We start from the raw sequence: 17,599 nt of genomic DNA on the forward strand, positions 1-17,599 counted from the left end.
GCGTCACTCGCGAGGGTCGTCCGCAGACGGCGTGGCGGCGGTGGACAGATCCCGGTGGCCCCGTTCCGTGACCTCGAGCGTGTTGATCGGGACGGATGTCACGGATGCCGCAGCCACCCCGTACTCCTCCCGGATGGTGACCACGACGGCGTCCACGTCATCGACCGGAACCGCCATGACGACACCGGAGCGCTCCACCTCCACGATGTGGGCGTGCTCCGCGACGATCGACATCAGCTTCCGGTTGAGGGCGTCGACCGTGCCTGATCCCCACGCGGCGCGGAGGAGCGGGCGATCCGAGATCGCCACCTGGAGGCGGACGGCGCCGGCGGAAGGAGCCGGGAGAGACGGCGGGCGCTGCACGGCGCGCGCGAGGAGGATCGTCCCCACGGTGAGCGCGATCACGTTGGCTGCGCTCAGGATCGTGGTGGGACCGATGGCGAAGAACACCCGATACAGATCGGCCCCCACTCCGACGCCGAGGAGAACGCCGAGCCGCGCCACGCAGTACGCGGCGTAGATTCCGCTCGCGCCGCGTATCACCGCGACGCCGGGGCGTCGCCTCACGCCGGGAACAGAGGTGACCAGGACGATGAGCGCGCTGTAGACCGCAAGGAACACGACCTTCACGACGAGCGAGGCGGGCTGCGGCACTGCAGCGCTGCAGAACGCGACGACGGTGGGCCCCGCCAGGGCGAGCATCAGCCACCACCTCGACCGAGCGGAGAGCCGAAGAAGCGCCATCCACAGGAGCGCCGGAGCGAGAGTCATGCCGACATCGCCGACGGCGAGCGCGAGAGTCGTCGGGTCTCGGAAGTAGGCGAAGTACATGTAGCTCGACGCCGCGGCCGCCACGCCGGCGGCGCCGGCCACGCCGAGGAACGAGCTCACCTCTCGCGGGAGCCGGTAAGCCAGACGGACCTGCAGGACGAGCACGAGCGCCGGCACGACGACGCAGAGCACCATCAGACCCACCGCCACCGCGTGACCGTACATAGCCTCCCCCTCGGCTCCGCGTCCCCCCGGACACGAACCCCCGAAACCTCGACGATAGCGCGGCCTCTCGCGGGATCCGGGCCGGCTCTCGGCCGGCCCGGCGTGCGCCCCGTGCGGTCACGCTGCTCTCACGAGAAAGGGATCGCAAGGCCTGAATGGCCCGCGATCCCTTGTCCCGACTGGTGCCCCCGACTGGAATCGAACCAGCGACCTTTGGTACCGGAAACCAACGCTCTATCCCCTGAGCTACGGAGGCGTACCGATCGAGGTTATCACCAGGGTGTTGCCACGTTCGCCCACACCGGCATCACGGCCAGCCGATGGTCCACAGGAGCAGGATCGCCACGACCTGAAGGCCGATCGCGACCCACAGCGACCACTGACGGCGCCGCGGCGAGGAGGAGAGTCGTTCGTCGGCGAGGAGCGGCGCCAGCGGCAGGACCAGGCGGAACAGGCTCTGCTGTGGCAGGAAGACGGCGAAAAGATACGCCCCATAGGACGCCGCGAAGGCGACCACGACGACGCCCATGCGTCGGACGGCGGCCGAGCACAGCCAGGCGACGAATGCCGTCACGATCACCAGCACGATGATCACTCCCACCACACCCAGATGGGTTCCCGCGAGGCGGAACCACTGGGTGAAGGGCACGAATCCGCCCGTGCCGATGAACGGCACCCACCACGAGGTCTCGGTGCGCAGATAGGCATCGGTCACGCCCGTGACGTGCTCGGCGATCACCGGCCAGGTGAGCCCCGCCACCGCCGTCACGAGCCCGGAGACGACGAGGCCCACCTGCTCCCTGAGCGTGAACGCGTCGTCGGCGCGACGGATCCATCGGACGACGAACAGGATGCCCAGGGCGAGCGCGAGCGCGAGCACTCCGGGCCGGGTGAATGCGGCGATCGCCCCGAGGGGCGCGATCCACAGGTAGCGCCGGTCGACCGCCAGCAACAGGCTCGCGAACAGCAGAAGGAGGAAGAGCGATTCCGCGTAGGCGAGCACGAAGATGAAGGAGAGAGGCCCGACACTGAAGAGCACGACGCCCCACCACGCGGCATCCGGAGTCGTGAGCCTGCGAAGCAGCAGGAACAGCATGAGGGTCGCCCCGGCGCTCGCGAGCACGCTGATGATGACTCCGGCGAGCTGCCACGGCATGCCCGTGATCTCGGAGAGGCCGCGTTCCAACGCCGGGTAAACCGGCAGGAACGCCCAGTCGTTCGGCTGGACGATGCCGAAAGAGTCGATGGGGAGCGTCTCGGGGTAGCCGATCTGCGAGATGCGTCCATACCGGGCGCCGTCCCAGTCGGACAGGAAGCGGAGGAATGTGGTCGCCGGCAGCTGGTCGGGCCCGAATCCCCACTTCCCGGCGACGGAGAGCTCGTAGTACGCCCAGAGAAGAGCGATGTTCAATGCTCGGGCCGCACCCCAGAGCACGAGCACCCGCGAAATCGTGCCCGCGACGATGGGCTGGACACCCGCGCGGGGCCCGCTCAGCTGATCGATCGCGGAACGCAGAGCACGTGATCCGCGAACCAGTGCGGTCGGGGGAAGGGGCCGGGTGGATACGGCCGTCGAGACTTCGCCGTCCTGCGTACTCACTCATCACCCCCATCGCGCGCCGCACGTCCTCGACATGCGCCACCGAGGGGAATCATGCCATACGCAGGTGTCAGCCGGATGAACCCGAGCGCCGGGGGCTCAGACGAGGAAGAACCCGTCAAGGGCGCCGGGATTGTGCGCGTGCACGAGGACGAGGAAGACGACGGCGTCGAACAGGAGATGGACGATGACGACGTAGGTCAGCGACCGCGTCTTCATGAAGATGAATCCCTGGAGGAACGCGAACGGGATCGTGAGCAGAGGCCCCCACGCCTGATAGCCCAGTTCCCAGAGGAACGACACGAAGACGATCACCTGCAGGGCGTTCGCCTGCCAGAACGGGAAATGCCGGCGCAGCAGGGCGAACACCGTGCAGACGAAGAACAGCTCGTCCCAGATGCCCACGGCGCCGACCCCGACGAACAGCCGCGCAATCAGATCGGGAGTGTTGACCACTGGCCAATTGAGGTACACACCGCTCGTGATGAAGTAGAACGGGAGGATCAGCCAGCCGAGCACCAGTACGAGCACCAGCCACACCCACTGGAATCTCGTCCACCTGCCGCCTCCGCGCCAGGGGAAACCGGTCGCCCGATCCCGGTATACGAAGCGCGAGACCAGATAGGGAACGGCCACCGCTCCCCCGAGCACGAGCCCGAAGCGCAGCATGGCGATGTTGTCGAGCTCTGCCTTCAGCGGAATCGCGCTGACGATGAGCAGTCCGAGAGCGACCAGCGAAAGATCGCGCAGCAGGCTCGGGGTGCGCGTGACGGATGCCGCGGCATCCGCTCGGTCGCTGCGTCCAGCCGGAGTCTCGCGGGAGTCGCGCTCGAAGAGCCACGCACCGAGGAGCGCCGCAGCCAGAAGCAGCCACCCGAGCCACGGGACCCGGACCACGAAGAACGCCGGCGCCGCCAGGCACGCGAGCAGAGCGGGGACGAGTCGCCACGACCAGGCCGGAAGGACGGCGGGTAATGGCGCGATCCCGGGCAGGTCAGACCCCCTCGGTCGAGGCGGCGGCCGGATGGTCGGTGCGCCGATACGCGAGATCGCGGATCGCGCGTCCCACCCGGGCCCCCTTCTGCTCGAACGCCGTCAGAACGCGCCCGTCGAATCGCGGCGCCCAGTCATCGGCGAAATCGCGCACGAACCCCGGCGCGGCGTCGAGCACGGTGCGCATCTGCAGCGCATAGTCCTCCCAGTCCGTCGCCATCCGCACCGTCCCGCCCGGCCGCACCGCGGCCGCCGCGATGGCGGCGAAGTCATCCGTGATCATCCGACGTTTGGTGTGCTTGTTCTTGTGCCACGGGTCGGGGAAGAAGATCCACAGCTCGTCGACGGATGCCGCGGGCAGCAGATGCGCGAGGACCTCGGGGGCGTTCGCCTCCACCAGACGCAGGTTCTGCACGCCCGCGCGGTCGGCATCGCGCATCGTGCGCGCGAGCCCCGCCAGGAAGACCTCGATCGCGAGGAAGTCGTCGTCCGGACGCGTGGAGGCCGCGTGCACGATCGCGTGCCCCTGACCCGATCCGATCTCGACGATCAGCGGGGCCACGCGGCCCCACACGGCGGACGGATCGATCGTCGATCCCGGCAGGATGCTCGTGATCGCGGCATCGCGTGGGACGTCGAGGAGGTAGCGCGGCCCGAGTGCGCTCCACGCCCGCTCCTGACCGTCGGTCATGCGCCCGGTCCGGCGGGCGAACGAGACGGGCTTGTCACGGAACGCGGTCGGATCGGCGGGCGTGTGATTCACCCGCTCCACAGTACCGGGGCGGCTCGCCGGGTCCGGGGTGATCAGCCCGTGACGAAGTCGATGAGCTCTTCCACCCGGCCGAGGAGCGTGGGCTCGAGGTCTCGATACGAGTGCACGGAGCCCAGGATCCGCTGCCACGCCCGGGCGATGTCCGTCTGGGTGTCCGACGGCCACCCCAGGGCGCGGCACACCCCCACCTTGAACTCGATGCCGCGCGGCACCTCCGGCCACCGGGCAATTCCCACCGCCCGGGGAGTGACGCACTGCCAGACGTCGATGAACGGGTGGCCGACGATGAGGACGTGGGCTCCGTGCGGGCCGCGCTCGACAGCCTGCGCGAGCCGCGACTCCTTGGAACCCGGCACCAGATGGTCCACCAGCACGCCGTAGCGCCGCTCCGCTGACGGAGGGTCGGTCGCGAGTGCATCATCGAGCAGATCCACGCCCTGCAAGTACTCCACCACGACGCCTTCGGCGCGCAGATCGTCTCCCCAGACCTTCTCGACGAGCTCCGCATCGTGGCGTCCCTCGACCCAGATGCGGCTCGCCCGGGCGACCCGGGCTCGCTCGTCCTGAGGCGCGAACGAACCCGACGCCGTCCGCTTCGGCGTCGTGGGAGCACGAGGCGCCGGGGGGATCAGCACGACGTCCTGACCGTCGATCAGGAAGCCGGCCCCGAGGGGGAACTGCCGGCGTCGTCCTGACCGGTCCTCGAGCTCGACGAGACCGGATTCGAGGCGGGTCACCGCCCCGCAGAACCCGTCGGCGGCGACCTCGACGACCAGGTCGCGGGATGCTTCGACCCGCGCGAGCACACGCGCGCCGCGATCGCGCCAGCCGCCGGCCAGCACGTCCGTGCCGTATCTGTCGTCCATGAACCCTCCGAGGTGCCGAGCGTACGATTTCGTCGGCGCCCCGCCACGACGACCCGCCGGTGCCGTGAGAAGGTCCTGTGTACCCTGCGTCCGGCTATCCGCGTGCGCGTCCGTCTGAATAGACTCGCAGGGAGGCGGGTGTTCGGCCTCGCGGAGAGGAACCGATGCGCGCGCGGTGGGCAGTGGGGCTCGTGGCGGCCCTCTCGATGGTCTTCGGCGGGGCGGCGATGTCCGCATTCGCGACCGCTCCCCCGTCACTGGGTGCGGGCTACGTCCTCGACGACGTGAACGTCCTCTCCTCCTCCGACGCGGCCGCCGCGCAGACACGTCTCGAGCAGCTCAAAGCCGACACCGGACTCGACCTGTGGGTCGTCTACGTCGACACGTTCACCAGTCCCTCCGACGCCGCGGGATGGGCCAACCAGGTGGCGACGGACAACGGACTCGGCCCGACCCAGTATCTTCTCGCGATCGCCACCGAGTCGCGCCAGTTCTACCTGTCGGGCGACTCCGCCGGGCCGGTCGACGAAGAAGCGCTCGGCGCGATCGAGCAGCAGCGCGTGCAGCCCGCTCTGCAGAGCGGCAGCTGGCTCGGCGCCGTCGACGCCGCTGCCGACGGTCTGACGGATGCCGCGAGCGGCGGCAGTGGCGGAGCGGCGGGTGATGCGGGCGGCGGCGCCCTCACGGCGGTGCTCGTCGCCGTCTTCGTCGTCGTCGTGATCATCCTCGTGATCGTCCTCGTCACGCGGAGCCGTCGGAAGAAGGCCGGTGCGGGGGCGCCGGGTGCCGCGATCTCGCCGCCCGTGGATCTCGAAGAGCTCGGACGCCAGGCGTCCTCGGCCCTCGTCGCGACGGACGACGCCGTCAAGACCAGCGAGCAGGAGCTCGGCTTCGCTCGCGCTCAGTTCGGCGATGCCGCCACCGGCGAGTTCGAACAGGCCATCGCGTCGGCGAAGACCGACCTCAACCAGGCGTTCACCCTCAAGCAGCAGCTCGATGACGGACAAGAGGACACACCCGAGGAGTCCAGGGCGTGGAACGAGCAGATCATCGCGCTGTGCGCCCGGGCGAACGACGGGCTCGATGACAAGGCCGCGGCCTTCGACGAGCTGCGCAAGCTGGAGCAGAACGCCCCGGAGGCGTACGCGCGAGTGCAGGCCGAGCGCGACACGGTCGCCTCGGCGATCGACGGCGCGCGCGCGCTTCTCGCGCAGCTCGGTGGCGCGTACACCCCGAACGCGCTCTCGACCGTCGCCGACAACCCGGCGCAGGCCGCCGACCGCGTCGCGTTCGCGGATGAACGCCTGACGGCGGCGCAGGCCGCGATCGGCGCAGGCAACGGCGGCGAGGCGGCCGTCGAGATCCGGGCGGCCGAAGAGGCGATCTCGCAGGCGAGACTGCTCGAAGACGCCGTCGCGAAGATGCAGAACGACCTCGCCGGGCAGGAGTCCAGCGCCGGGGCCCTCCTCACCGATCTCGAGTCCGACATCGCGACCGCGTCCGCGCTCGATCCCCAGGGCGCTCTCGCGCCGGTCATCGCATCGACGCGACAGCGGGTCGATGCCGGGCGGGCAGCGCTCGCAGGTCCGGTGAAGGACCCGCTGGCCGTTCTGCGGAGCCTCGAGGCGGCGAACGCGCAGATCGATGGCGTAGTACAGGGCGCGCGGGATGCCGCGGCTCAGGCCGATCGGACGCGTCAGATGCTCGGCCAGTCCATCCTGCAGGCGCAGGCCCAGGTCTCCGCCGCCGAGGATTACATCACCGCGCGCCGCGGCGCCGTCGGTGCCGAGGCGCGCACACGGCTCGCCGAGGCGGGCTCGTCGCTCGTGCAGGCGCAGCAGCTGCAGAGCTCGGCGCCCGATCAGGCTCTGCAGCAGGCGCAGCGCGCGAACCAGCTGGCCGGTCAGGCGATCCAGTACGCGCAGAACGACGTCGGCGCCTTCTCCGGCGGCGGCTCGATGCTCGGCGGCGGCTCCACGGGCGGAGGCGGCGGTAACGGCATGCTCGGCGCGGTGCTCGGCGGGATCGTCATCAACTCCCTCCTCGGCGGAGGAGGCGGCCGCTCCTCCGGCGGAATGGGCGGCATCTTCGGCGGAGGCGGAGGCGGCCGTTCCTCCGGCGGAGGCATGAGCCCGGGCAGCTTCGGCGGCGGCGGTACCCGTTCCCGCCGCGGGGGTGGACGCTTCTGACCCGCGCGCACCGGGGGCGCAGCATCCGCCCGCCTTCACGCCCCGACATCCTCACGACTCGTCCCATGAACCCGTACCACCGATAGGAAGGAACCCCGATGGCAAAGCAATCCATCTTCGGTCGCATCTCCACCCTCATGAAGGCGAACATCAACGCGATGCTCGACTCCGCCGAGGACCCGCAGAAGATGCTCGACCAGCTCGTCCGCGACTTCACCAACAACATTGCCGACGCGGAATCCGCGATCGCGGAGACGATCGGCAACCTGCGTCTGCTCGAGCGCGACAACGCGGAGGACGTCCAGGCCGCCACCGAGTGGGGCAACAAGGCGATCGCCGCGAGCCGCAAGGCCGACCAGCTGCGCACCGCCGGCAACACCGCCGATGCCGACAAGTTCGACAACCTCGCGAAGATCGCGCTGCAGCGTCAGATCAGCGAAGAGAATCAGGCGAAGGCCACCGCCCCGCAGATCGCCGCCCAGACCCAGGTGGTCGATCAGCTCAAGGACGGGCTGAACGGCATGAAGGGCAAGCTCGAAGAACTCAAGTCGAAGCGCTCCGAGCTGCTCGCGCGCGCCAAGACCGCCGAGGCGCAGATCAAGGTCGTCGATGCCGTCAAGTCGATCGACGTCATGGACCCGACGAGCGAGCTGGGTCGCTTCGAGGACAAGATCCGTCGCCAGGAGGCTCTCGCCGCCGGCAAGCAGGAACTGGCCGCGTCGAGCCTGGACGCACAGTTCAACAGCCTCGACGACGTCGGAGAGCTCACCGAGGTCGAGGCGCGCCTGGCTGCGCTGAAAGGCGGCACGCCCGAGCGCGCCGCCATCGACGCCGCGCCGTAACCTGCGCTTCGCCGCGCTCCCGAGCCGGGTGTCCCTCCGGGCACCCGGCTCGGGTCGTCTCTGCGCGTGGTCACCGTCGGAGCAGCGCGGCCGGTGGGGCAAGATGAACGCATGACCCGTTTCATCGTCGTGCCGCAGTGGCAGGGTTCCTCGTCCTCCCGCGCAATGCAGCTCGTCGACGGCGCCGGCGCGATCGCCGGGGATCTGCCCCGGGCGCGGTCCACCGTGGTCGAGGTGCCGCTCGAGGCCGGGGAGTCGCTGGACTCCGGCATCCGTCGCTTCAGCGCGCTCCATCAGACGTCCGGCCTGCAGCTCGACGCCCTCACGTCGGTCGGCGTTTCCGACGGGCCCGTCGTGACCATCGGCGGGGACGCCGGGGTCGCCACGACGAGCGCCCTGTGGACGGCGGGCGCGACACGCGGCGCCGTCGATCCGGGCGTGGTGGTCCTGTGGCTGAGCGCCCACGCCGGCCTGCACGACCCCGAGTCCTCGCCCACGGGCGCCTTCGACACGATGGCCGCGCGCGCCGTCGTGGATGCCACGGTGCCCCGGGTGGCCGACGCCCTGCCGCACTCGGCGCTGCTGTCCGCAGGCCGGCTGATCCTCGCCGGCGTGCGCTTGACCGACGACGCGGAACAGGACGCCGCGGAGCGCCTCGGCGTCCGGATCGTCAGCGCCGACGAGCTCACGCCCGCCGCGCTGGCCGCCGCCGTCCGAGACGCGGGGGCATCGGGGGTGTTCGTCCACGTCGACCTCGACGTGCTGGACCCGTCGGCGCTCAGCGGCCTGAGCGACCCTGTGCCGTTCGGTGTCGACGTCGCCACCCTCACGGCGAGCATCGCCGCCGTCCGCGCGGTCGCCCCGCTCGTCGGTGGAGCGATCACCGAGTTCTCCCCCGCATCGCCCGACGCCGCGGTCGACGACCTCGGCGCGATCCTGCGGATCATCGGAGCGCTCGCATGACTCCCATCCCGGCGCCTCCCGCAGGGTGGCGCACCGAAGCCGAACGCCGGGTGCAGCGCGGCAGGCGGATCGACCGGGTCATCCCGGCGGTCCTCCTCGATTCCCCCGTCAGCTTCATCGGATACCTCTACGGCTGCGCTGTCGGGTGGACATGGGGCGGGCTGTGGAGCACCGGACGGGTGCAGAAGCGCCAGGGACTGTGGGTGTTCCGCGGTATGCCGTCCTGGGCCTTCGGTCGCGGTGGCGTCTGCGTGGGCAACTGCTACCTGACGGGTGAAGCGGACGTGACCGATCGGGTCCTCGTCCACGAGGCCGTGCACGCACGTCAGTGGCGCCGATACGGACTGCTCATGCCGCTGCTGTACAGCCTCGACGGCCGGAATCCGTTGCGGAACCGCTTTGAGATCGAGGCGGGGCTGGAAGACGGCAACTACGTGCCGCGAGGTTCCTGACGCTCGACCCGCGGCGACTCTGTTCAGCGAGCGGTGGCGAATCCGAAGCGCTCGGGAGTGTGTATCGATGTGCTCGCGACACTCAGGCTCGACGTGAGGTGGTCGACGATGTCGGCGGTACCCAGATAGCCGCCGAGGAGGAACACCCGGGTGTGATCATCCTCCGCGCACAGCATCTCGTCGGCGTAGGCGTTCACCGCACGGGACAGTGCCGCCCCCGGTGCGCACAGTCGCCCCGTGCCGGCGGCACCCGAACGCGCCGAACGGTCCAGCCACGTCACCGTCATGCGGGCCGGCGCCGCGATGGCCGTCTGCCACGAGGCATCCGGGATCTCGATGAAGACCCGGCCCGTCGAGCAGATCGGGAGCGTCGCCAGCAGGACCTCGAGCTCGGTGAGCGACGATTCATCGGCCGTGATGAGGTGCTGGACGCGCGCGTGACGCGACGTGCGGCAGGCGCTGGCGTTGTGCTCGGTGGAAGGCATGACAGGGCCAGTATACGCATGACAAAGGGTTGCCTAACCTTGTCTGCGGTCTTACGGCCGGACTCTCAGTCTCGCGTCGTGACCAGCACGCGCCGCAGTTCGGCCAGCTCGTCATCTCCGAGACCGTGGGCGCGGAGATAGTCCGCCGCGCCTCCGTGGGTATCGGCGACGTGTGCGAGCAGTGCGCGCATGACGGGCGCCGGCGACCGCGTCGCCACCTCCTCGACGTGGCGGGAATCGGGATGCAGCGCCCGCAGCCGCGAGACCACGAGCCGGTTGCGGGCCGCGGGGAGCAGCGCTTCGGTGCGGGCGTAGTCGTCGACGACGGCGTCGAGATCCACTCCGGCCGCAGCGAGGGCGAGGGCCACGGTGAGACCCGTGCGATCCTTACCCGCCGTGCAGTGCACCAGGACCGGCTGGTCGACGAGGATGCCGCGCACCACGGCCGCCACCTGCGCGGCCGAGTCCTCCACGATCTCGCGATAGAAGGCAGTCAGCGAGGCGTCCCGCTCGAAGAACGACTCGATCGACCCGACATAGAGCGGCACGCGCTGCGTCTCCACGCCCAGGCCCTCGACCCTGCTGGGGGCGTAGCGCACTTCGTGGTCGTCGCGTAGATCGACGATGCGTCGCAGTCCCAGGGCGCGGAGGGTCTCGGCTCCCGCGTCGTCGACCTGCGCGAGGTTGCCCGACCGGTAGAGCACCCCCGAACGGGTCACGGCGTCGCCCGCGGGCAACCCGCCGACGTCCCGGAAGTTGAGGGCGCCCGAGATGAGCGATCCGGCGGTCACGCGGATGCCGCGCCCACCGGCGGCACCGGATACCGTCCCGCGATCACGAGGCGGTTGAAGGCGTTGATCGAGACGAGCACCCAGCTGAGGGCCACGTACTCCTCCTCACTCAGGATGCCGCCGACGTGGTCGTACACCTCGTCCGGCACGCCTCCCTCGTGGATGAAGGTGAACGCCTCCGCGAGCTGCAGAGCGGCGCGCTCCCGCTCGCTGAAGACGCCCGACTCCTCCCACGTGGGAAGCTGGGAGATCTCGTCCACGGTGACACCCGCCGTGAGCGCACGATCCACGTGGATGCGGACGCAATAGGCGCAGCCGTTCAACTGCGACGCGTGGATCTGCACGAGCTCCTTCAGCCGGTCGTCGAGACCGTTGGCCGAGGCCAGCCCACCCACCGTCTTGGAGAGCGCGTCCAGCGCCTTGTACGCGTCCGGCGCGGAACGGGACAGGTGCACTCGGCGTTCTGCTGTCATGCCGCCAGCCTAGAGCCGGCAAGGGCATCGGCGCCGGGTGGGTGCGCCCTCGTACCGGTCCGGGAGGGTCGAAGGGGCAGAATGGATGCCGCGCCCTCGGGTGCCCACCAGCACGAGGAGCCGCATGACCGCCGAAGACGTCGATGAATTCTCCTTCTTGGGGGCCCAGGCCGCGGACGCCGGGATCGAGGGACCACTCCCCCACGTGGAGCGCCTGAGCGTCGCCCTCCCGGACGGGCGCACGCTGAGCGCTCTGCGGTTCCGCCCCCAGGGAGATGATCGCTCTCCCGAGGTCACGTTCTTGCACGGCGCCGGCCTCAACGCGCACACATGGGACACCACGATCCTCGCGCTCGGCCTGCCGGCGCTCGCGATCGACCTCCCCGGCCACGGCGACTCCTCCTGGCGCGACGATCTCGCGTACGTCGCGCGCCCCCTCGCCGCCGACGTCGTCGTCGGGATGGACGCATGGACCGACCGCCCGCAGCTGCTCGTCGGTCAGTCGCTCGGCGGCCTGACCGCCGCGGCGGTCGCGGCATCCCGGCCGGATCTCGTCGACGAGCTCGTCGTCATCGACATCACCCCCGGAATCGACCCGAACGGCAACGCCACCCAGATCCGCCGGTTCTTCGCGGGTCCGACGGATTGGGCGACCCGAGACGAACTCGTCGACCGCGCCGTCTCATTCGGGCTGGGCGGCACGCGACAGTCCGCTGAACGCGGCGTGTTCCTCAACTCCCGCGTGCGCCCCGACGGCCGCGTCGAATGGAAGCATCACTTCGCCCACCTCGCGGCCGCGATGGCCGCAGCATCCGATCGCGAGCCCTCCGACGCGCCGCGCCCTGAGACGGACGCCGTCGCCACGGTTCTGAATGGAGATTCGGGCTGGGAGGACCTCGGCGCGACGGCCCGTCCGATCACGTTGATCCGCGGCGACCACGGCTACGTGACCGACATCGAGGCGCGCGACTTCGCCTCACGGCTGCCCGCCGCGCGAGTAGAGACCGTCGCCTCGGGGCACAACGTCCAGGAGGAGCTGCCCGCGCTCCTCGGACGGCGGCTGCGGGAGCTCGTCGGGAAGAGATGACGTCCGTGTGTCGTTGCGAGATGCCACGGCCCGCGACCCGGAGCCGGTGACTCTAGGCTGTAAGGCGCACTCGAGTCGCCGAACCGCATCCTCCACAGCCCTGGGATGCGCGGCCCCTGCGAAAGGATCCCCATGCCCCGCCGTTCCACCCTCGCCGCTGCAGCGCTGCTCGCGGCGAGCGCACTGCTGCTGACCGCCTGCACCGGCGGCGCCGAGCCCGCACAGAGCGGCAGCAGCGCCCCCGACGCCGACGCCACCCTGACGGTCGGCCTCGTGCTCGAGCCCACCAACCTCGACATCCGGCACACCAGCGGGGCGGCGCTCGAGCAGGTGCTGATCGACAACATCTACCAGGGCCTGGTGACCCGCACCGAGGACAACCAGATCGCCCCCTCCCTGGCGTCGGACTACACGGTCTCGGACGACGGCCTCACGTACACCTTCACGCTCACCCCCGGGGTCACCTTCCACAGCGGCGACCCGCTCACGGTAGATGACGTCGTGTCGTCGCTGACCCAGGTGAAAGACGATGAGACGGTCATCGGCCACGCCGACTTCGCGGGCGTCTCGACGATCGCCGCGGGCGGGGACGACACCGTGGTGGTCACGCTCGCCGCCCCCGATCAGAACTTCCTGTTCAACCTCACGGGTCCGTCCGGGCTGATCTTCCGCGCCGGCGACACGACCGACATGAAGACGGCCGAGAACGGCACGGGGCCTTTCACTCTTGCGCAGTGGACCCAGGGCGACAGCATCGAATTCACCCGATGGGATGACTACTGGGGCACTCCGGCCGGTGTCGCCGAAGTCGTGCTGCAGTACATCCCCGATTTCACCGCGGGAGTGAACGCCGCCCTCGACGGGAGCCTCGACGTTCTGACCGCCGTCGACCCGACGCTCTCCTCCCAACTCGACGGGCAGCAGGGCTTCACGCTCACCACCGGCAAGACGACCGACAAGGGCCTGCTGGCGTTCAACAACAAGAAGGCGCCCCTCGACGACAAGCGGGTGCGGGAGGCGCTGCGCCTCGCGATCGACCACGACGCGCTCGTCGGAGCCATCGGTGCGGGGCAGACGCTGTACGGACCGATCCCCGAGCTCGACCCGGGCTACGAAGACCTCTCCGACGTCGTGTCCTTCGACCCCGATCGGGCGAAGCAGCTGCTCACCGAGGCCGGCGCCGAAGACCTGCAGCTCACGCTCACGATCCCGTCGTTCTACGGCACGACCGTGCCCCAGGTCCTCGTGTCGTCGTTCGCCGACGTCGGAGTCGACCTCACCGTCAAGTCCGTCGAGTTCACGACGTGGCTGCAGGACGTCTACACGAACCACGACTACGACCTCAGCTTCGTGCTGCACGTCGAGCCCCGTGACATCGGCAATTTCGCGAACCCCGACTACTACTTCGGCTACGACAACCCCGAGGTGCAGTCCCTCTACGCGGAGGCGCTGGCCACCGTCGACCCCGACGCCTCCGCGGACCTGCTCGCCCAGGCGGCGCGCATCGTGTCGGAGGACATGGCCGCCGACTGGCTCTACAACGGCGCCACCCTGACCGCCGTGCAGTCCACCGTGCAGGGATTCCCGGTCGACTCGATCAATTCCCGCATCGATCTCGCGGGCGTCACGGTCTCGGCCGGGTGATCCGTTACGCGCTGACGCGAGCAGCCCTGCTCCTGGTGGGGCTGCTCGTCGCCAGCGCGCTGATCTTTCTGTCGCTGCGGGTGTTGCCCGGTGACGTCGCGCAGCTGATCGCCGGCACCGAGGGTACTCCCGCGCAGGTCGACGCCATCCGCGAGGGACTGGGGCTGAACCAACCTCTGCTCGGCCAGTACCTCTCGTGGATCGCAGGTGTCGTGCGTGGGGACCTCGGCACCTCCCTCGTGTCCGGGCTGTCCGTGGGCGGCGAGCTCGTGGAGAAGGCGCAGGTCACGGTGCCTCTGGGCGTCATGGCGCTGACGATCGCGGTGCTCATCAGCGTGCCTCTCGGCGTGCTCTCCGCGATGCGGCGCGGCAGGCCCGACGGAACCGCGCTGACGGTGGGAGCACAGGCCCTCGCGGCCGTGCCCGTCGTCTGGGCGGGCATGGTGCTCGTCATCGTCTTCGCCGTATGGCTCGGGTGGCTGCCCGCGCAGGGCTTCCCGCGGGGCGGGTGGCAGGATCCGGGGGCTGCCGTGCGGTCCCTGCTGCTGCCGGCGCTCACGATCGGCATCGTGGAGGGCGCCCTGCTCATGCGCTTCGTCCGCAGCGCGACCCTGCAGGCGGTCGGGCAGGACTACGTGCGAACAGCCGCGGCGAAGGGCCTGACCCGCAATACGGCCCTCATCCGGCACGGCCTTCCGAACGTGGCGCTCTCGGTGATCACCGTGCTCGGTCTGCAGGTCGCGGGCATCATCGTCGGCGCGGTCGTCATCGAGCAGCTGTTCACGCTCCCCGGTATCGGACGGATGCTGGTCGCCGACGTCGGACAGCGTGATCTGCCGAAGGTCCAGGGCGAGCTGCTCGCGCTGACCGGCTTCGTGCTCGTGGTCGGTTTCGCGGTCGATCTGCTGCAGCGACTGATCGATCCCCGTCAGCGGGAGGCCTCATGACGTGGCTGCGTCGGCTGTGGAGACTCTCGACCGGACGTTTCGGCCTCCTCGTCGTCGCCATCGTGGCGTTGACCGCGGTGCTGTCACTCGTCTGGACGCCGTTCGACCCCCAGCGGGTCGATCTCGCCGACCGCTGGGCGACGCCGGGGTGGCCGCACCTCCTCGGCACGGACGGCTCGGGGCGAGACATCCTGAGCCTTCTGATGGCCGGTGCGCGCACGACGGTCGTCGTCGCCATCGGCGCGGGCGTGATCGCCACCGTGATCGGCGTCGCACTCGCTACCCTCGGCGCCCTCGGCACACGGTGGGTGCGCGAGTCGATCGCTGTGCTGGTCGACATCCTCATCGCGTTCCCGGTCCTGATCATCGCGATGATGATCTCGGCCGTCTGGGGCGGTTCGCTGTGGGTGGTCATCTGGTCGGTGGGGATCGGCTTCGGCGTGAACATCGCGCGCGTGACGCGTCCGGAGCTGCGGCGGGTGCTGCAGAGCGATTTCGTTCTCGCCGGGCGCGCATCGGGACTGACACCCGCGCAGAACCTGTGGCGGCACCTCATGCCCAACGTCGCGCCCGTGTTCATCGTCCAGCTCTCGTGGGGCATGGCGGTCGCGGTCCTCGCGGAGGCCGGCCTGTCCTACCTCGGGTTCGGCGCCCCGGTCACGGACCCGTCGTGGGGGCTGCTCCTCAGCGACGTCCAGCGCTACATCGGCGTCCATCCCCTGTCGGTCGTGTGGCCGGGTCTCGCGATCACCCTCACGGTGCTCGGGCTCAACCTCCTGGGCGACGGGCTGCGGGAGGCCACCGATCCGACGCTCAGCCGTCGGGACGCGGCATCCGGCGATGCGCGTCGCCATGTACCGGCGGTGGTCTCGTGAGCCTCTCGGTACGCGATCTGACGGTAGAAGTGGGCGGCCGCACGGTCGTGGACCGCGTGTCGTTCGACGTCCCGGACGGCGCTCGCGTCGGGCTGATCGGAGAGTCGGGGTCGGGCAAATCCCTGACCGCGCTCGCCGTCCTGGGTCTCCTCCCCGACGGGGCGCACGCGCAGGGCAGCGTGCGTTGGAACGACCGCGAGCTGATCGGACTCCCCGACCGTGAACTCGCCCGGCTGCGCGGCGACGAGATCGGCATCGTCTTCCAGGAGCCTCGGACCGCGCTGAACCCGATCCGGACCGTCGGAAGGCAGATCGCCGAGTCCATCCGCATCCACGAACGCGCGGGTCGGAGCGAGGCCATGCGACGGGCGGTGGTCGAGGCTGCCCGCGTCGCACTCCCCGACCCCGAGAACATCGTGCGACGCTACCCGCATCAGCTCTCGGGCGGCCAGCGCCAGCGCGTCGCGATCGCGATGGCGCTCGCCTGCCGCCCGCATCTGCTGATCGCCGACGAGCCGACGACCGCGCTGGATGTCACCATCCAGGCGGAGATCCTGCGGCTGCTGCACGGGCTGGTCGAGGAGACCGGCATGTCGCTCATCTTCATCACCCACGACCTCGCCGTGCTCTCGCAGATCGCCACGCACGGCGTCGTCCTGGATCGGGGCAGGGTCGTCGAGGACGCCCCGATCTCGCGCCTCCTGACGGCACCCGCATCCACCGTCACCCGCGGGCTGCTGCGCGACGCGACGGCGACCCTCTGGCGGCCGCAGGGCATCGAGGACGAGAGATGAGCGGTGACCTGCTCCTGAGCGGACGCGGGCTCGGGCGCATCCACGTCCACGCGCGCGCGTCCCTGTTCGCACCGAAGACCGAGACCGTCGCGCTCGTCGACGCCGACGTCGACGTCCGCGCCGGGTCGGCACTGGGGATCATCGGCGAGTCCGGCTCCGGGAAATCGACGCTGGTGCGTCTGCTCCTCGGGCTGGACGTCCCCACGTCGGGCACCGTCCAGTTCGACGGCCGGCCCGTCGATGCCCGCGCGTCGGCACGCGATCTGCACTGGCTTCGGCGCGGTACGGGCGTCGTATTCCAGGACCCGTACGCCTCCCTCGACCCTCGCATGAGCGTCGGACGCATCGTCGGCGAGCCGCTCTGGGCGCTCGGCATCGACGGCGATCGTCGCTCCCGTGTGCGCGAGACACTCGGCCAGGTCGGGCTCGAGCCAGAGATGGCCGAGCGGTTCCCCCATGAGTTCTCCGGCGGGCAACGACAGCGCATCGCGATCGCCCGGGCCATCGTGCACCGACCACGCCTGCTGGTGGGCGACGAACCGCTCTCGGCGCTGGATGTGTCCGTCCGCGCGCAGATCCTGGAGCTGATCGGAACGCTGCGCGCGCTCGAGGGCCTGACCCTCGTGATGGTCTCGCACGACATCGGCGTCGTGCAGAACCTGTGCGACCAGGTGATCGTGATGAAGGACGGCCGTGTCGTGGAGGAGGGACCGACCGAGAAGGTCCTGCTGCAGCCGCAGGGCGCCTACACGCGCAGCCTGCTCGCTTCCATCCCCGTCATCGATCCCGGCGCGGGGGAGGATGTCGCCGGGGCGGGCTAGCCTCGGACA

Annotated in this window: 18 protein-coding genes and 1 tRNA gene; 10 read left to right on the plus strand and 9 right to left on the minus strand. The window is 70.1% G+C overall.

Annotated features, from left to right (window positions below; translation table 11 throughout):
* Positions 1 to 3: 3 nt before the first annotated feature.
* From ACFM35_RS08300 to ACFM35_RS08325, 6 genes are all read right to left on the minus strand, one after another.
* Positions 4 to 996: a hypothetical protein gene (locus tag ACFM35_RS08300; RefSeq protein ID WP_378840791.1), complete on the minus strand. Its 993-nt coding sequence runs from the start codon at positions 994 to 996 to the stop codon at positions 4 to 6.
* Between the two features lie 180 nt (positions 997 to 1,176).
* Positions 1,177 to 1,252, minus strand: a tRNA-Arg gene (locus ACFM35_RS08305).
* Between the two features lie 51 nt (positions 1,253 to 1,303).
* Positions 1,304 to 2,596 carry a hypothetical protein gene (locus ACFM35_RS08310; RefSeq protein ID WP_378840793.1) on the minus strand — a complete coding sequence of 431 codons (1,293 nt, stop codon included), beginning with the start codon at positions 2,594 to 2,596 and terminating at the stop codon, positions 1,304 to 1,306.
* A gap of 99 nt (positions 2,597 to 2,695) precedes the next feature.
* Positions 2,696 to 3,580, minus strand: coding sequence for a CPBP family glutamic-type intramembrane protease (locus ACFM35_RS08315; RefSeq protein WP_378840959.1), 885 nt, complete (start codon positions 3,578 to 3,580; stop codon positions 2,696 to 2,698).
* Positions 3,581 to 3,590: 10 nt separating this feature from the next.
* Positions 3,591 to 4,280 (minus strand): tRNA (guanosine(46)-N7)-methyltransferase TrmB, encoded by a 690-nt coding sequence (trmB, locus tag ACFM35_RS08320; RefSeq protein ID WP_378840962.1) that lies wholly within the window; start codon positions 4,278 to 4,280, stop codon positions 3,591 to 3,593.
* Positions 4,281 to 4,393: 113 nt separating this feature from the next.
* The gene (locus ACFM35_RS08325; RefSeq protein WP_378840796.1) at positions 4,394 to 5,227 is read right to left on the minus strand and encodes a DUF3097 domain-containing protein; all 834 of its coding nucleotides are present in this window, start codon (positions 5,225 to 5,227) and stop codon (positions 4,394 to 4,396) included.
* 164 nt (positions 5,228 to 5,391) lie between these two features.
* Here ACFM35_RS08325 and ACFM35_RS08330 point away from each other — a divergent pair, with 164 nt between their 5' ends.
* From ACFM35_RS08330 to ACFM35_RS08345, 4 genes are all read left to right on the plus strand, one after another.
* On the plus strand, positions 5,392 to 7,416 hold the full coding sequence (locus ACFM35_RS08330) for a TPM domain-containing protein (protein WP_378840799.1): 2,025 nt from the start codon (positions 5,392 to 5,394) through the stop codon (positions 7,414 to 7,416).
* 98 nt (positions 7,417 to 7,514) lie between these two features.
* Entirely contained in the window at positions 7,515 to 8,258 is a 744-nt protein-coding gene (locus ACFM35_RS08335; protein WP_378840801.1) for a PspA/IM30 family protein, read from the plus strand.
* Positions 8,259 to 8,369: 111 nt separating this feature from the next.
* Positions 8,370 to 9,221, plus strand: coding sequence for an arginase family protein (locus tag ACFM35_RS08340; protein WP_378840804.1), 852 nt, complete (start codon positions 8,370 to 8,372; stop codon positions 9,219 to 9,221).
* Entirely contained in the window at positions 9,218 to 9,673 is a 456-nt protein-coding gene (locus ACFM35_RS08345; RefSeq protein ID WP_378840806.1) for a Fe-S oxidoreductase, read from the plus strand. Before ACFM35_RS08340 ends, ACFM35_RS08345 begins: the two co-directional genes overlap by 4 nt.
* Positions 9,674 to 9,696: 23 nt before the next feature.
* Here ACFM35_RS08345 and ACFM35_RS08350 read toward each other — a convergent pair whose 3' ends face one another.
* The 3 genes from ACFM35_RS08350 to ACFM35_RS08360 all read right to left on the minus strand — a co-directional run bounded on the left by ACFM35_RS08350 (position 9,697) and on the right by ACFM35_RS08360 (position 11,422).
* Positions 9,697 to 10,158 (minus strand): SIP domain-containing protein, encoded by a 462-nt coding sequence (locus ACFM35_RS08350; protein WP_378840808.1) that lies wholly within the window; start codon positions 10,156 to 10,158, stop codon positions 9,697 to 9,699.
* A gap of 65 nt (positions 10,159 to 10,223) precedes the next feature.
* The gene (locus tag ACFM35_RS08355; protein ID WP_378840811.1) at positions 10,224 to 10,949 is read right to left on the minus strand and encodes a tyrosine-protein phosphatase; all 726 of its coding nucleotides are present in this window, start codon (positions 10,947 to 10,949) and stop codon (positions 10,224 to 10,226) included.
* Entirely contained in the window at positions 10,946 to 11,422 is a 477-nt protein-coding gene (locus ACFM35_RS08360) for a carboxymuconolactone decarboxylase family protein (RefSeq protein WP_378840813.1), read from the minus strand. Before ACFM35_RS08360 ends, ACFM35_RS08355 begins: the two co-directional genes overlap by 4 nt.
* 124 nt (positions 11,423 to 11,546) lie before the next feature.
* Between ACFM35_RS08360 and ACFM35_RS08365 the strand changes: the two genes are divergently transcribed.
* From ACFM35_RS08365 to ACFM35_RS08390, 6 genes are all read left to right on the plus strand, one after another.
* Complete coding sequence (locus tag ACFM35_RS08365) at positions 11,547 to 12,509, plus strand: alpha/beta fold hydrolase (RefSeq protein ID WP_378840816.1); 963 nt, start codon at positions 11,547 to 11,549, stop codon at positions 12,507 to 12,509.
* A gap of 132 nt (positions 12,510 to 12,641) precedes the next feature.
* The gene (locus ACFM35_RS08370; RefSeq protein ID WP_378840818.1) at positions 12,642 to 14,153 is read left to right on the plus strand and encodes an ABC transporter substrate-binding protein; all 1,512 of its coding nucleotides are present in this window, start codon (positions 12,642 to 12,644) and stop codon (positions 14,151 to 14,153) included.
* Positions 14,150 to 15,100 carry an ABC transporter permease gene (locus ACFM35_RS08375; RefSeq protein ID WP_378840821.1) on the plus strand — a complete coding sequence of 317 codons (951 nt, stop codon included), beginning with the start codon at positions 14,150 to 14,152 and terminating at the stop codon, positions 15,098 to 15,100. The genes ACFM35_RS08370 and ACFM35_RS08375 overlap by 4 nt, the downstream gene beginning before the upstream one ends.
* Positions 15,097 to 15,975: an ABC transporter permease gene (locus ACFM35_RS08380; protein ID WP_378840824.1), complete on the plus strand. Its 879-nt coding sequence runs from the start codon at positions 15,097 to 15,099 to the stop codon at positions 15,973 to 15,975. Before ACFM35_RS08375 ends, ACFM35_RS08380 begins: the two co-directional genes overlap by 4 nt.
* Positions 15,972 to 16,769: an ATP-binding cassette domain-containing protein gene (locus ACFM35_RS08385; RefSeq protein WP_378840826.1), complete on the plus strand. Its 798-nt coding sequence runs from the start codon at positions 15,972 to 15,974 to the stop codon at positions 16,767 to 16,769. The genes ACFM35_RS08380 and ACFM35_RS08385 overlap by 4 nt, the downstream gene beginning before the upstream one ends.
* Positions 16,766 to 17,590 (plus strand): ATP-binding cassette domain-containing protein, encoded by an 825-nt coding sequence (locus ACFM35_RS08390; RefSeq protein WP_378840828.1) that lies wholly within the window; start codon positions 16,766 to 16,768, stop codon positions 17,588 to 17,590. The genes ACFM35_RS08385 and ACFM35_RS08390 overlap by 4 nt, the downstream gene beginning before the upstream one ends.
* Positions 17,591 to 17,599: the final 9 nt, after the last annotated feature.

It is taken from the genome of Microbacterium songi, assembly GCF_042747925.1.
In the GTDB taxonomy this organism is placed as follows: Bacteria; Actinomycetota; Actinomycetes; order Actinomycetales; family Microbacteriaceae; genus Microbacterium.

What these genes read in the sequence shown, in the direction of transcription:
- ACFM35_RS08300 (WP_378840791.1), bottom strand. Translation starts at nt 996, where the DNA reads ATGTACGGTCACGCGGTGGCGGTGGGTCTGATGGTGCTCTGCGTCGTC.
- trmB (WP_378840962.1), bottom strand. Translation starts at nt 4,280, where the DNA reads ATGACCGACGGTCAGGAGCGGGCGTGGAGCGCACTCGGGCCGCGCTAC.
- ACFM35_RS08325 (WP_378840796.1), bottom strand. Translation starts at nt 5,227, where the DNA reads ATGGACGACAGATACGGCACGGACGTGCTGGCCGGCGGCTGGCGCGAT.
- ACFM35_RS08330 (WP_378840799.1), top strand. Translation starts at nt 5,392, where the DNA reads ATGCGCGCGCGGTGGGCAGTGGGGCTCGTGGCGGCCCTCTCGATGGTC.
- ACFM35_RS08335 (WP_378840801.1), top strand. Translation starts at nt 7,515, where the DNA reads ATGGCAAAGCAATCCATCTTCGGTCGCATCTCCACCCTCATGAAGGCG.
- ACFM35_RS08340 (WP_378840804.1), top strand. Translation starts at nt 8,370, where the DNA reads ATGACCCGTTTCATCGTCGTGCCGCAGTGGCAGGGTTCCTCGTCCTCC.
- ACFM35_RS08345 (WP_378840806.1), top strand. Translation starts at nt 9,218, where the DNA reads ATGACTCCCATCCCGGCGCCTCCCGCAGGGTGGCGCACCGAAGCCGAA.
- ACFM35_RS08350 (WP_378840808.1), bottom strand. Translation starts at nt 10,158, where the DNA reads ATGCCTTCCACCGAGCACAACGCCAGCGCCTGCCGCACGTCGCGTCAC.
- ACFM35_RS08360 (WP_378840813.1), bottom strand. Translation starts at nt 11,422, where the DNA reads ATGACAGCAGAACGCCGAGTGCACCTGTCCCGTTCCGCGCCGGACGCG.
- ACFM35_RS08365 (WP_378840816.1), top strand. Translation starts at nt 11,547, where the DNA reads ATGACCGCCGAAGACGTCGATGAATTCTCCTTCTTGGGGGCCCAGGCC.
- ACFM35_RS08370 (WP_378840818.1), top strand. Translation starts at nt 12,642, where the DNA reads ATGCCCCGCCGTTCCACCCTCGCCGCTGCAGCGCTGCTCGCGGCGAGC.
- ACFM35_RS08380 (WP_378840824.1), top strand. Translation starts at nt 15,097, where the DNA reads ATGACGTGGCTGCGTCGGCTGTGGAGACTCTCGACCGGACGTTTCGGC.
- ACFM35_RS08390 (WP_378840828.1), top strand. Translation starts at nt 16,766, where the DNA reads ATGAGCGGTGACCTGCTCCTGAGCGGACGCGGGCTCGGGCGCATCCAC.